Source organism: Emticicia sp. SJ17W-69, from assembly GCF_051209875.1.
Taxonomy (GTDB): domain Bacteria; phylum Bacteroidota; class Bacteroidia; order Cytophagales; family Spirosomataceae; genus Emticicia.
In genome coordinates, this window is record NZ_JBNTQY010000001.1 from 3,643,888 (window position 1) to 3,658,210 (window position 14,323).

The 14,323-nt window shown below is 34.0% G+C and carries 11 protein-coding genes and 1 tRNA gene; 6 read left to right on the forward strand and 6 right to left on the reverse strand.

Translation table 11 applies throughout. The features are described 5' to 3' along the window. Positions 1 to 66 precede the first annotated feature (66 nt). From ACQUQZ_RS14835 to ACQUQZ_RS14850, 4 genes are all read left to right on the forward strand, one after another. Positions 67 to 366, forward strand: coding sequence for a hypothetical protein (locus tag ACQUQZ_RS14835; protein ID WP_435355804.1), 300 nt, complete (start codon positions 67 to 69; stop codon positions 364 to 366). A 128-nt stretch (positions 367 to 494) separates the two neighbouring features. Continuing rightward, positions 495 to 2,378: an ABC-F family ATP-binding cassette domain-containing protein gene (locus tag ACQUQZ_RS14840; protein WP_435355805.1), complete on the forward strand. Its 1,884-nt coding sequence runs from the start codon at positions 495 to 497 to the stop codon at positions 2,376 to 2,378. 63 nt (positions 2,379 to 2,441) lie between these two features. Next, positions 2,442 to 2,903, forward strand: coding sequence for a VOC family protein (locus tag ACQUQZ_RS14845; RefSeq protein ID WP_435355806.1), 462 nt, complete (start codon positions 2,442 to 2,444; stop codon positions 2,901 to 2,903). 116 nt (positions 2,904 to 3,019) lie between these two features. Further along, the gene (locus tag ACQUQZ_RS14850) at positions 3,020 to 3,655 is read left to right on the forward strand and encodes a DedA family protein (protein WP_435355807.1); all 636 of its coding nucleotides are present in this window, start codon (positions 3,020 to 3,022) and stop codon (positions 3,653 to 3,655) included. Positions 3,656 to 3,674: 19 nt separating this feature from the next. Here ACQUQZ_RS14850 and ACQUQZ_RS14855 read toward each other — a convergent pair whose 3' ends face one another. The 6 genes from ACQUQZ_RS14855 to ACQUQZ_RS14880 all read right to left on the reverse strand — a co-directional run bounded on the left by ACQUQZ_RS14855 (position 3,675) and on the right by ACQUQZ_RS14880 (position 11,692). Next, the gene (locus ACQUQZ_RS14855; protein WP_435355808.1) at positions 3,675 to 4,196 is read right to left on the reverse strand and encodes a gamma carbonic anhydrase family protein; all 522 of its coding nucleotides are present in this window, start codon (positions 4,194 to 4,196) and stop codon (positions 3,675 to 3,677) included. 34 nt (positions 4,197 to 4,230) lie between these two features. Continuing rightward, the gene (locus ACQUQZ_RS14860) at positions 4,231 to 6,615 is read right to left on the reverse strand and encodes a PA14 domain-containing protein (RefSeq protein WP_435355809.1); all 2,385 of its coding nucleotides are present in this window, start codon (positions 6,613 to 6,615) and stop codon (positions 4,231 to 4,233) included. 7 nt (positions 6,616 to 6,622) lie between these two features. Beyond that, positions 6,623 to 8,137 (reverse strand): DUF1501 domain-containing protein, encoded by a 1,515-nt coding sequence (locus tag ACQUQZ_RS14865; protein WP_435355810.1) that lies wholly within the window; start codon positions 8,135 to 8,137, stop codon positions 6,623 to 6,625. Positions 8,138 to 8,140: 3 nt separating this feature from the next. After that, entirely contained in the window at positions 8,141 to 10,015 is a 1,875-nt protein-coding gene (locus ACQUQZ_RS14870; protein WP_435355811.1) for a DUF1800 domain-containing protein, read from the reverse strand. Positions 10,016 to 10,125: 110 nt separating this feature from the next. After that, positions 10,126 to 11,520 carry a hypothetical protein gene (locus ACQUQZ_RS14875; RefSeq protein WP_435355812.1) on the reverse strand — a complete coding sequence of 465 codons (1,395 nt, stop codon included), beginning with the start codon at positions 11,518 to 11,520 and terminating at the stop codon, positions 10,126 to 10,128. A 95-nt stretch (positions 11,521 to 11,615) separates the two neighbouring features. Then, a tRNA-Arg gene (locus ACQUQZ_RS14880) sits at positions 11,616 to 11,692 on the reverse strand. 148 nt (positions 11,693 to 11,840) lie between these two features. Between ACQUQZ_RS14880 and ACQUQZ_RS14885 the strand changes: the two genes are divergently transcribed. Beyond that, on the forward strand, positions 11,841 to 13,241 hold the full coding sequence (locus ACQUQZ_RS14885) for an MBOAT family O-acyltransferase (RefSeq protein ID WP_435355813.1): 1,401 nt from the start codon (positions 11,841 to 11,843) through the stop codon (positions 13,239 to 13,241). A 30-nt stretch (positions 13,242 to 13,271) separates the two neighbouring features. After that, positions 13,272 to 14,252: a hypothetical protein gene (locus ACQUQZ_RS14890; protein ID WP_435355814.1), complete on the forward strand. Its 981-nt coding sequence runs from the start codon at positions 13,272 to 13,274 to the stop codon at positions 14,250 to 14,252. Positions 14,253 to 14,323 lie beyond the last annotated feature (71 nt).

The following is a 14,323-nucleotide window of genomic DNA, read 5'->3' on the forward strand; positions in this document are numbered from 1 at the left end:
CACAATTCTCTGAATTATGCTTTGTTACTATTCACAATTCAGAGAATTGTGTTACATTCAAATATCATGACCATCGAAAACTTCAAAAATACACTTTCAGAATCTGCTATTCCGAAGAATATTCCTGTTTTACTACAAGCCCTTTGGCATGATGCCAAAGGCAATTGGGAAGCTGCTCATAACATCGCACAAAGCAAGGAAGGAACTCTTACTTATGACCAACTACACGCCTATCTACATCGTAAAGAAGGTGATCGCTTTAATGCTAATTATTGGTATCGCCGTTGTGGCGAAGATATGCCTAAAATCTCATTAGACGAAGAGTGGGAGATTTTAGTTCAACGTTTTTCCGAAAAAAAGGCGTAATTTTGGGGGAAGTTAATGTAAAATGAAGAATGTAGAATGAAGAATTTAAAATGCAGAAAGTTTCTTCTGTAACAAAAGGCTTCTCTATTATCCATTTTCAATTATCCATTTTTCATTATAAAATTGCAATGAACTACTTATCCGCAGAGAATATTGGTCGAAATTTAGGGGAACGCTGGCTTTTCAAAAATCTAACATTTGGTATCTTACAGGGCGAAAAAGTAGCTCTTATTGGCTCAAATGGCTCAGGTAAATCTTCAATGCTTGACATGATTACTGGACAAGCCGACATTGATGCTGGTGAAATTAGTATCAGAAAAGATATTCGTTATGGCTATCTCGGGCAAAATCCAGATTTGCCCGCTGGAAAAACCGTTTTAGAAACAATTTTTGCTTCTGAAAACTCGCTTACAATGGCAATTAAGGAATACGAATTGGCCATGAATTCGGGAGATGATTACAGAATTGCTGATGCGATTGAAAGAGTAGATACACTCAAAGCATGGGATTATGAGGCTACCGTAAAGCAAATTTTAGCGAAATTAGGCATTGAAGATTTCGACAAATTGATTGGTAATCTTTCTGGTGGACAAAAAAAACGGGTGGCTCTTGCAAGAGTTTTGATTGAAGAACCTGATTTTTTGATTCTTGATGAGCCAACCAACCACCTCGACCTTGATACAATCGAGTGGCTCGAAGGCTATCTTTCTTCTTCAAATATCACACTTTTATTGGTCACTCACGACCGTTATTTCTTGGATAAAGCTTGCAACAGAATTTTGGAATTGGCTGACAGTAAGGTTTTTAAATATTCAGGAAACTATGCTTATTACTTAGAAAAAAAGGAAGAACAAGAAGCTGTCAATGCTGCTACTCAGAAAAATTACCGCAATCTTCTAAAAAAAGAATTAGAATGGATGCGTCGCCAGCCGAAAGCTCGTGGGACAAAATCACAAAGCCGAATTGATGCTTTTTATGATTTAAAAGAAAAAACCATCAAAAAAGGGCCAGATGACAAGCTCGAATTGAGCATGAAAATGGAGCGAATGGGTAGTAAAATCATTGAAATTCAGCATATTAGTAAATCTTTTGATGGTAAAAAAGTCATTTCTGAATTCAATTATACTTTCAAAAGGGGCGATAGAATTGGCATTGTAGGCAAAAATGGCATGGGAAAAAGCACCATGCTCGAAATTATCACCGAAAAACTTAAACCTGATATGGGTCGAGTGGTCAAAGGTGATACCATTAAAATAGGGTATTATTCTCAAAGTGGCTTAGATTTTGACGAAAACCAACGTGTAATTGAGGTTGTGAGAGATATTGCAGAATATGTGAAAATGGCTGACGGAACTGAAATGTCGATTACCAATTTCTTGACTCTTTTCTTATTCCCTCCAGCAATGCAATATAGTTTTGTTAAAAAACTAAGTGGTGGTGAAAAAAGGCGTTTGCAATTATTGAAAATTTTGGTTCAAAACCCCAATTTCTTAATTCTTGATGAGCCAACCAATGATTTAGATATTGCTACATTAAACGTTTTGGAAGATTTCTTATTGAATTTTGGTGGCTGTCTATTAGTTGTTTCTCACGATAGATATTTCATGGATAAATTAGTTGACCATCTTTTTGTGTTTGAAGGTAATGGTAATATCAGAGATTTCCCTGGAAATTATACTGATTACCGAACTTGGAAAGAAGAGAGCGAGTCAACAGCCAATATTCCACAGTCCACCGAAAGTAAAAAGCAGATAGTGGCTCAGATTTCTCCGCCTACACCTGTTATTGTTGAAAATAAAAGAAAATTTACTTTCAAAGAGCAGAAAGAATATGAAGGTTTAGGCATAGAAATTGAGAAATTAGAAAAAATCAAAGCTAATCTGGTCGAAAAAATGAATTCAGGTAATGCATCGCATGAAGAATTGGCCAATTGGGCAAAAGAATTTGAAGCAGTAGGAAATCAGATTTCGGAGAAAGAATTGCGTTGGTTAGAATTAGCAGAGTTTGCATAATCAACACTATTTGACGTATTTTGCCAAACTCAATAGATATTCAACCTACATTAAATTATAACTATGAATTATTTTCGTCTAAGTACCGTTTTCTTTTTGTTGATCACAGCCAATGTTTTTGCACAAACTCAAAAACCATCAGCAATTACTATTTTGGGCTATAATCATGTAGGCTTATATGTAAAAGATTTACAGGCGAGTGCCAAATTTTACAGAGAAATTATTGGGTTAAAACCAGTCGATGTTCCTGATAATTTAGTTGCCATCAGACGTTGGTTTCAGATTACACCAGATCAACAATTACATTTGCTTTTAGGAAGAAATGAACCCGTAACAAATAATGATAAAAACGGTGGGCATTTTTCATTGACTATTCCAAAAGATTCGGCCGATGCAATTGAAGCTTTTTTGAAAGAAAAAGGTTTGCCTTATGTTCGTCAAAAACGTTTTGATGGAGCGTATCAAATATATGTAACTGACCCTGACGGATATGTGATCGAGCTAAATGAGCCAAAAGTACAGTAGATATTAAGAATAATGTAAAATGATTAAAATGTAATTTTGTTTCCAACCATTCAAAATACTTCAGAATCAATCAAACATTATTCTCTTGCAATTACACTTTTTACATTATCAAAAGAATGGAAACATTAACTGAGTGGTTTCAATATTTAATGAATTCGGAAGAACTCATCCGCACGGGTGGGTTGATTACAATTACGCTCATTATTTTCATTGAAAACGGCATTTTTTTCGGTTTCTTTCTTCCTGGAGATTATCTACTTTTTCTCTCAGGAGTTTTTTGTGGTACAAAACTACTCGATGTTCCAGTTTCACTTTTGTTGATTTGTATATTTTTAGCAGCCGTATTAGGCTCTCTTTTAGGTTATGTCACTGGGCGATATTTTGGTGATGGCATTCAAAATCGACCAGATTCATTGTTTTTTAAGCAAAAATACATTGAAAATACACAAAAATATTTTGAAAAATATGGTAGTCAAACACTTGTAATTGCTCGTTTTCTACCAGTTATTCGTACTTTTTCTCCTATTTTAGCAGGAATTGTGAATATGAAATTTTACAAATTTATGCTTTTCAATATCTTAGGTGGTGCGATATGGACACTTGTGTTGGTAGGTGGAGGTTTTTATTTTGGCGAAAAATTTCCATGGATTGTAGATTATGTACAATACATTATTTTCTTTTTCTTAGCAATCACAACCTTTACTGTCATTCGTGGATATTTAAATGCCAAGAAAGAGTTGAGTAAAGAATAAAAGAAGGTGAAGTAATTAATTAAACTTCACCTTCTTTAAACCAACCTGCATACATTACGTAATTATTGGCAGTTCGCATAAAAACTTCGCCTAATTCAGGGCTTACATTTTTCAAGAATTTGGCTGGATTTCCTGCATAAATACTGTTTGGAGGCACAATTGTATTTTGTGTGACAATTGCTCCAGCAGCAATAATTGAACCTGTACCAATCACTGCCCCATCCATAATAATTGCTCCCATTCCCACCAAAACTTGGTCTTCGATTTTACATCCGTGCACTACTGCATTATGGGCAATACTAACATTATTACCAATGATAGTTTTTGATTTTTGATACGTACAATGAATAACGGCTCCGTCTTGGATATTTACACGGTCGCCCATGATTATCGAGTTTACATCGCCCCGAACCACGGCGTTGAACCAAACGGTACAATCTTTACCCATCGTGACATCACCCACAATCGTTGAATTGGGTGCAAACCAACAGTTTTCGCCATGCTGTGGCATTTTTCCTTGAACTGGTAATATTAAAGCCATTATTCTATTAATTTTTATTAAATACCTAATCAAATTACTCAATCAAAACTTGCTCCTTTAATAATTTCCCATCTACTTCGAGTACTACCCAATAAACACCTTTCGCTAATTTATTGGTTGGTAATAACTTCGTCTGAGTGCCTAAATTTTCAAAATAATGGTCGATTAGTAAAACTACTGTATTATTATTTGCATCATTTAAAGAAAGCTTGACATAAGCTGGTTTACTCAATTTAAAAATAATCTCCTTCAATTGAGCGATTTCTGTATTGTTAGTAGCCAATCCTGTTGAGTCAGTTGAAGCGGTAGTATTTGTTGTTTTTGGATTTTTATTTTGGACAAATGCAGCTTGTAAGCAATCAGCAATATTTGCCATAAAAACCGCATCATTTTTCACTTCAAACCCTGGTAATAACACGATACTATTTCCTGCGGTAAATGTAATATCTTTTGTAACGGGAACAAGCGATTCTGCTTCGATGCGTTTTTTTGCTTTGAAAGCACCATCAGCCAATGAAATTTTCCCTAATTTAAGTGTATCGGTTGCACAATTTAAGTCAATCCCCTTACAGTTACAATTATCATCGAATTTATCATAAGAAGTAAGTGGATCGTTGTCATCACAAGGTGTTCCGCTTGGATTACAAAGAGTGGCGTTAAATGTAATTTTACTAAATCCTGAACAACCAGCTCCCCAATTATCAATGGCGGAAACAAGTATGTAGCGAGCTTTTATGTCATTAAAATTTGGCCCAGCAAAACCTGAATAATCGGCAACACCAGGGGCCTTTTGCCACAAATAGCTTATTCCCAATGCTTGCCAGCTTTTGCCATCTAATGAATAATCGACCGTAACATTTTTAAATCCTCTATCAGTTTCACCAACAACATTATAGTTCCATATTCTTGAAGTACTAAATTTATATCTATCCGTAAAATCATATAATACCCAATTAGCATTAGTTGCTCTGGCAGGATTTGGATTAGGGTTAGTATTGGCACATGAAACCCACCCTCCCTCTTTTGAAGTTGTGATATTATCTGTCGGACTACAAGAATCATAAGTTTTATACCTTGCTGCAGAATCATCACAATCAGGACCAGAACATGGAGTTCCTACACATTCACATTGCCCATTGATTTTATCCTTATTAGTAAATGGGTTACCATCATCACACAATGTTCCTTGAGCTATACAGGAAATCTCACATTTATAATCAAATAAATAAAAGCTGGGGACTCTTTTCCAATCTTTAACTTCGTGAAACGGTGTTTTCCAATATAAATTGAAATGATCTCGCCAACCGTTTTCTTTGTGCCGAAACTCATAATAATAATACTTGCCTTTTTCCATATAAATTGGAGAAATTGATTGCAAAACCGAATTATTATGTTCTGTTTCGCCCACACCAATTATCACCACTGCTTGATGATATTGCTTATATTGAATTGAATCATTTTTGCTTAGGAAAAAAAAAGTTTGATTATCACCAGTAATATTAAATTCATAGATTCCCGACACAGGTACTGTTAAAAAACCTTGTACCAAAGTACCATAATTATCATTAGCATAAGGCACAAGTGGGCCATAAGCACCATTCAGTTTTTCTTTTCTATCAGGTAATAAAGGGAATTTTGGAGCATTTATTAAATCATTTTCGACATAATTACCTGTGATATTATCAAAATAATACGCTTCTGCAAGTCCACGTGTTCCGACACAAGCATTAGTAGTTGGGTATGTTCCTACACAATTACAAAAGCCATCTTGCTGATCGTTTGTGGTAAGGCTATTTCCATCATCACAAGCAGTTCCTCTAGTAGGACAAACTTGGCCACAAGCATAATCATAAATATAATTGTAATCAATAACTGACCAAGAGACCGTTGTTTGAGATGCTTTTCTCCATTGTAAACTCACAAAATCATCACCACCAGCTTCAAAATTAAGAATTTCGAAATAATAATATTGTCCTCCAACTAATCGTATGGTTTGTGATGTTTGGCCTGGTTCTTTATCATATTGATTTAAGTCTGTAAAAGTGGTCACTTCTGCTCTTTTGACTTTATTGGCAGGCGATTGGGTAGTACTTAGATAGAAAAAAGATTGATCATCTCCAGTAATATTAAAAATGTAATTATCTGTTACAGGAACTTTGATATAGCCTCTAATGATTGAGGCAAAATAATCGGCATAATTGATAGGTGTTTTCAATGAACCCAAAATTTGATAACCATCTGGTCGGCTGGGAAAATTCTCTAATGCTTTTAAATCAGTACTATCTGGCCAACTTGTAAAACCTGTCCAATAACTCCACTTCACCTGTCCAGCAGTGCCAATGCAGTTTTGAGCATTCGTAAGATTACTTAGAATTAGAAAGAATAAGACACAAAAAATATATTTTATCACTGTTTTCATTGATATTTTAATAGGTTAGGCACGACTGAGGTCTATCAATATTGGAAATAGCTGTAGCACTAAAATTCATAAAACCAACTGGGTAATTATTAGGCGAATATGTATAAAAATTACGCAAATTGGGTAAAACATAACAAAGATCATAAGGACTTACTCCATACCAAAGAGCCAGTTCTGCGTACATTTCATCAGTAGAAATGGATGGGATAAAATTTCCTCTAAAAGAAATATTTTGAGGATTTGATGTCACATTCATCTTAGGAAATGCTCCATAAATTTTCCCTCCTTTGACTGCACCACCCATTACCATTGTATTTCCTCCCCATGCATGATCTGCACCTAAACCATTGGATGTGATAGTACGACCAAAATCTGATATGGTAAAAGTAGTTACATTGTCTGCGATACCAAGTTCAGTGGTTGCATCATAAAATGCTTTTAATGCTTGACTGACAACTGTCAATTGATTAGTCATACCATTGACAAGGTTATCGTGCATGTCCCAACCACCGTAGTTTATAAAGAAAGTCTGTCTTTTTGCTCCTAAATCATTTCTAACACTCATTACTTTGGCAACAGCTAATAAATCTTTTGCCAAATTTGTTGTTGGAAACGCAGTGGTTATACTTGGTACTCTTTTGAGTGCTTCTTTAAAAATATCGAAAGAAGCAATAGTATTTTTGGTTGTGGTACTATATGTTTTCTGTAAGAGATTGGCATAAACTTTAGACACTAAACTATCAACTGAGGAGTTTCGCAAATCTGTTATTGACCCAGTATTACTCCACCAACTTGGAAGCGGTGAAACACCTACATTACCCGGGTCAACATTATTACTAATGGCATATTCTGCTACATTTTTCCCTCGTTGAAAAGTATTTTTTCCATTTAAAGAAATATTCATTGAAACTTCTTGGTGCGTATTTGAAGCATTCAATAAATCAGCTAACCTACCTCCCACACCCAAAGCATCTCTACTTTGAGGTACTGAAGTCTGCCATTGCATAATTTGGTCAGAGTGTGAATAAATACCTAAGGGAAGTTTTTTTAAACCGCTTTCATACTCAGTTTTGTTCATCACCGGTTCAACTAATGTACCAATATTTGACATAAATGCGAGTTTCCCTGTATTAAAGAGCTGACTAACACCTTGCATTGAAGGGTGCACTCCAAAAGAAGAATAATTACAAGGTAATCCTCTAAAACCAGTACATTGAGTACTATTTAGCTTCCACAAACTTGAAACGGTTTGAATAGCAAGATCCGATCTTACTGCTTTATACTCATTAAATCCATTATCACCTCCTACAGTAGTTCCATAAGGAATCAAAGTATTAAATGAATCCATTCCTCCCGAAAACAAAATACAAACCAATGCTTTATAATCTTCACTACTTTTTGTGTTTGATAAATTACCGCTAACTGCACCATTCACTGCACCCAGACTGGTTAATGTACTTAATAAAGTTGTTGAACCCATAGCCGAACAACCAGCTTGCTTAATAAAATCTCGTCTATTCATGGCTTATCTGTTGATTAAATAATCTGGTGAGGTCATAATTAGGTAAATTGCCATTCTAACTCTTCGATACGCTTCGGTAGTTTCAGGTACTCCATTAGCATCTTCAGCATAAGGCATACTTTTAATAGCTTTTGCAATAATATTTAAACTTTCGACTGATAATTTACCATGAGCCAAAATATGATTGTATTTATCCAAAAGTTGAGGTACTTTGTCGTTTCTTGTAAGTGTATAATCTATTTCTGTATTAAAATTTGGATTTTGATTAGGTTTGTAGGTTTCTCCACCAAAAAAACCATAATATTCAGTAGGGTCATCCTTTATTAACCAATCATTGAGAGCATTAAAATACCCTGTAAGGGTTTGTGAACTCAATAATTGGAATTCTGGAGCTACTTTCCCTGCCTCTTTTAATTCCCCATCAGGCCTATAATCTGGTGAGAAGAAATTAAAAACACTATTTGAATTGAGTGGTCTTTGTTCGGTTTCATCATAAACCCTCGCCATTACATTCCTAAAAACATTTCCTTGTGCTTGCAGATTTAGCCCTTTTACCAAGTTCATATATCTTAAAAAAGGTTCTTTAAGTGTCCCATAATATTCAGTATTGTCTCCACAACATTGTCTTGCATCAGGGTCTAACAAGATGGCTCTTATCACTGCTTTCAAATCACCTCTGACACCGCTACCATTATTATTAAAAACCGTTGCGATTCGCTTAATATAAGCTGGACTTGGATTAGAGGTAACTAAACGTTGAATAAGCCTTCTGGAAATAAAGGGGCCTACATTTGGATGGTTGAAGAGGATATTTAAAGCATCTTGAATGTCTTGATTCCCTTGTGCAACAGGTCTTACTGGTATTGTCGTTTTTAGAAATGTCTTTGCTCCATATTCATGACCATCGACAATTCTTGGATTAACTTTTAGTGGATTTCTTACCGCATCACTCGAATCTTTGCCATAAAACTTCATTCTCTTTGTATAACTCCAATAATTTTTACTTGAAATACCCAAGTAATTGCCATCACCCCACGATAAACCAGTAAAAACTTTGGCTAAATTGGCAATATCATCATTATTATAAGTTGGAATCGGCTTATTATTGGCATCTTTTTTCTCTGTACCATCAATATTTAATTCGTAAAGACCAATTGAAAATAGTTGCATGATTTCTCTCGCATAGTTTTCATCAGGGTAAATTTGTTTTCCATTATTATTATCTGTTGCATGATTATTCATATAGGTTAAATAAACCCCCATCGTGGGATGATAAGTAATTCTATCAATCAAGGTTCGATAATTACTAAATGAATTATCCATCAAAACATCATAATAACTCGCAAGTGCGTAAGGGTTTCCATTTAATGGTGAAACTCTTGAGGCAACAAATATTTCACTCAAAGCAAAAGCCACTCTCCATCTCAACAAGTCAGGAGCTGTCATGCTTCCTTGAAACCATGAAATATCAAAATGCCAATCATCTAAATATACATTAGACAAATTATAAGTCTGAACTTTATTTACTTTGTTCAATGAATCAACAATAGATTGATGAAGGCTTTGCAGATACGTTTGTATTTTGAAGTTATTGGGTAATGCCAATTGGTCATCCAACCATTTTTCGATACCCTGTGTAGTTACTTTTTGAATCTCTGTATAAGTTGCTCCAAAAGTTGCTTGTGAGAGAAACCTTGATGCAGCATTAGGGTTTGGTAGAAAACCAATACCTGAAATTGTCGCCGCACCAGATGCACTCGAAGTGCTTGAAGAAACATTGATTCTCTGAGTATTACCTTTACCCAAAGTAATGATTTGTTGGGCATAGAGATTTTGAGCAATAAAAATAAGGATGAAGAAAATCCTCTTTGTATTCATGGTTGCTTTATAATTAAAATAGTGGTTTTGTCATTCAAAAATGAGATACTACATATAAATAGCAATCTTATTCCGCATAATTAATATTGAGTACTTTCTAAAAAATTTAATTATTTAGTCAGGAACATCCATTTTTGCAAGCACTTGGCAATCATAGCAGTGGTGTAAGCGTCAGACTTCCATACCATAATTCCCCTCACAAAAGTGCCTCCTGAAAAATAAACACCCCCACTCCAACTTACTTTATTATCTTCAAACTTTGCATTTGATAATAGATAAGCTATCGCTTTTTCAATACATGTTTTAGGAACCTTCATCCCTTTACTTTGTAAATCCAACAAGGCATGAAGTGCATAAGCGGTAGATTGAATCAAATCTCCATGATTCAACCATAAGCTACTTGCAAAACTCCCATCACTTTTTTGTGAATGTAACAAATGTGCTAATATGGTTTCACATGATATTTTCAATTCAGTCAAACCTGCTGCATAAGCTCTTGCTACTGCATAATGAATATGAAAAGAATTTGGATAATAAATAGCTGTATTTTCCCAACGTTCTCTTTTGAGCAACTCATTAATAACAAAAATCGCACCTTTTTTGCCAGCACTTTTGTCGAGCTGATCTGTCATAGCCAAATATGTCAATACATTGGCATTTACGACCACATCCACTTCATTGGCTCCAAAAGGTATCCAAGGTTTATAAGCTTTAGGATATGAAGGACTTATTGGTACAAAAACAAATGCCCCATTTAAGGCCGACCTTAGTTTGTTCCAGTATTTGAATTGGTGTTCTGTCCAATGCCAAGTCAAAAAAGCACCTGAATTTGGCAGTCCGTGAAAAAGTATATTAAACCAATTCCTATTTTTTCTATTTAAATCAATGTATTCGTCATACGATTTTGATGAGATAAGGCTTAAAGTATCTTCAAATATTTTGTTGTGATATAAAGAAGCTAAATTACCCAAAGAAGTATCATCAGCATCATCGGCAACATTCGTTGTTTTACCAACAAACCTTGATTTTAATATGAAATTAGTTGGTCTTCTAACTAATTGTATTGGTTGGGGTTCTTTTCCCAATTTCAAATCTCTTTGTGGTGGCAAAGCTTTCCAAAAATTAAACCTTTGATTATTCCTAAAAGATTGAATTTCTTTAAATGCTTTCGAAATTGTTGGTTTTAATAATTGTAAAGTTGTATCAGCAATATACATTTCGGCAAGAAAATTATGGATAGCCGAAATCGTAAAACAATTAGAATCTCTTTTTTTTTGTTTTAATCCAAGAAAAAAGAAAGGTTCGGTTAATTCCATGAAAACTTCCCATTCTCCTTGGTATTGTTTTCCTTGAATAGTGGTATCTGATTGACTTTGAACTAAATATTTTATTGCTCCAATAAAATATTTTTGACTTGTTTCAACAGTAATGCCGTCATTCTTCTGACAAAAGCAGGGATTTATATTAGTCAAAAAAACATAAAAAAGAAAAAACCGTGCTTTCATCTTATTGCATCCAATTGGATTTGATTTGACTCATTTTTGAGGTAAATAAACCAAAAAAGTCCCTCAGAATATAATTTGAGAGACTTTCAGCAATTTGGTGACCCCGACAGGATTCGAACCTGTGACCCACAGATTAGAAATCTGTTGCTCTATCCAGCTGAGCTACGGGGCCGATTTGGTTTTGCAAATATAGCAGGTAAGATTTAAAAATTCAAAGAATAAGATTCAAATTTGAAAATTTGATTTTGATTCTTAAAGATTTCCATAGAAATTTGACCTTACAAATCAATTGGGTGTGTCAAATTCCCCTTCAATTTTAAATGTTATTCAATTCATTACAATTCATTTTCTTTTTTATAGTCGTAACGTTGGCGTATTACTGTTTGCCTCACCGAGGGCGAATTTGGCTTTTACTCTTAGCCAGTTGTTATTTTTACGCAGTTTTTAAACCGATTTACATACTTATTCTATTTATTACAATCATTGTAGATTATTTTGCAGGAATTTGGATTGCAAATTCCACAGGAGTCAAACGAAAATGGATATTAGTTTTGAGTTTAATCTCAAATATCGGCTTTTTAGCTTATTTCAAGTATTACAACTTCTTCATAGAAAATCTTAATAACGTCTTTTTTAATATAGGATCAAAAACACATATTGATTTACTTGATATAATACTGCCAATTGGCTTGTCATTTCACACTTTTCAAGCAATGAGCTACACCATTGAGGTATATCGAGGTAATCAAACAGCTGAAAAAGACTTTACAATATATGCTCTTTATGTGATGTTTTACCCACAATTGGTAGCTGGCCCTATCGAACGCCCACAAAACTTACTTTGGCAATTTCATTCAAATTTTAAATATGATTTTGAAAATATCAAGGCAGGTTTGATGAGAATTGCTTGGGGAATGTTTAAAAAAGTAGTGATTGCTGACAGATTAGCCATGTTGGTTGATTATTCTTATGATAAGCCACTCCAACATAATGGTGCAACACTTTTATTGGCAACCATCTTTTTTACTTTTCAGATTTATTGTGATTTCTCGGGTTATTCTGATATCGCCATTGGTTCTGCAAGAGTGATGGGCTTCAATCTAATGGAAAATTTTGATGCTCCTTATTTTTCAAAATCAATTAGTGAATTTTGGAGACGTTGGCATATTTCATTATCGGGTTGGTTCAGAGATTATTTATATATTCCCCTGGGTGGAAATCGGGCAGGAGAATATCGTAAATACTTTAATCTATTCTTTGTTTTTATGATGAGTGGTTTGTGGCATGGTGCAGCTTGGACATATATTGTTTGGGGAGCTTTGCACGGAATTTACTTGGTTTTTGCTCAAATTCGTGATAAATATTTTCGTTTCTCACAAAGCAATCATTTGATTTCCCAAATGATTAATCTGCTTATTACATTCTTATTGGTCATGCTTACATGGGTATTTTTCCGTGCAAAAGGCATGAGCAATGCTAAAGTAATTTTCATGAAGATTTTTAATTTTTCAAATTACGGTGCAATCGCAACACCCTTTCATTTCAATGAAATGATTTTTTGCTTAATTTTAATCATCATATTACTGTTAAAAGATAAGTTTTTAAAGATAATTCCTACACAAAACACGCTACAATTCTATCTCTCTTTTAGTTTTTTACTTGTTTTGTGTTATTTCTTTGGCGTTTTTACGTCTAATCAATTTATCTATTTCCAGTTCTAAACCCCTAGCCCCTTTAGAGGAGTTTTTAAAATGAAATATTTTTTCTTATTAATATTCGCTTTCCTTTGGTATTTAGGCTTTTCAAAAGACCTTACCAAATGGCTTTTCGATAAACATATTACCCAAGATGATTACCGTTATGGTGACCTTTACCGTTTATCAAATTTGGCTCAATTTAGGGTTCCACTTGAGAAGTGTACACCATCAAAAATGACTAAAACGCCCAATGTTTCACTCATTTTATTAGGCGATAGCTTTACAGACAAAGGACGAATCGACTCAACTAATTTTAAAGCAGAGAACTATAAAAGATTTTTTATAGCTGATACAAGTTTTATAAAATTAGAGTCAAATCGAAAGAATATTTTGATTATCCAAACCGTTGAAAGACATTTTAGAGAAAGGTTTGCAAAACCATATACAAACTTACATATTGCTGATAATCAACCTTTTAAAAACAAAATACAAGATAAAACTCTTTTACAAACAGCTTTAGACTACCAAGTCCCTTATAATACTGAACGCCACGAAACGCTACTTTTTTCTTCAGATTTTTTCTTGAAATTCAAAGAATGGAAGGCTTGGATCAATTGGAAACTATTTGATAAAATTGATGAGAAAGTTGTTTTATCAAAAGATGGCAAGCATATTTTATACTATTTAGACGCTCAGGCCAGTGGAATTAACTCAAGTTTCGACAAAATTTCAGAGGAAGAGATTAATATTTTGGTTCAAAATGTCAATACAACATATAACTATTACAAGAATTTAGGATTTGACGAAATCTATTTGTCAATTATCCCCAACAAAACTTCAATTTTAGCATCTGACTTGGGTCAATATAATCACTTAATTGAACGTGTACAGCAAAATAGTAGCCTAAAGATGCCATATTTTGATGTTTATGCACCAGCAAAGCTTATTAAAGAGCAATTTTACGATATAGGAGATACACATTGGAATTGTAGGGGTAAACAAATTTGGTTAGATGAAGTAAATCATAAATTATGATTTTTTTTTACAAATTTCATTCGTTAAATTTGTACTTTATTTAGAATAGTCTTATAAATTTTATTGTTGAT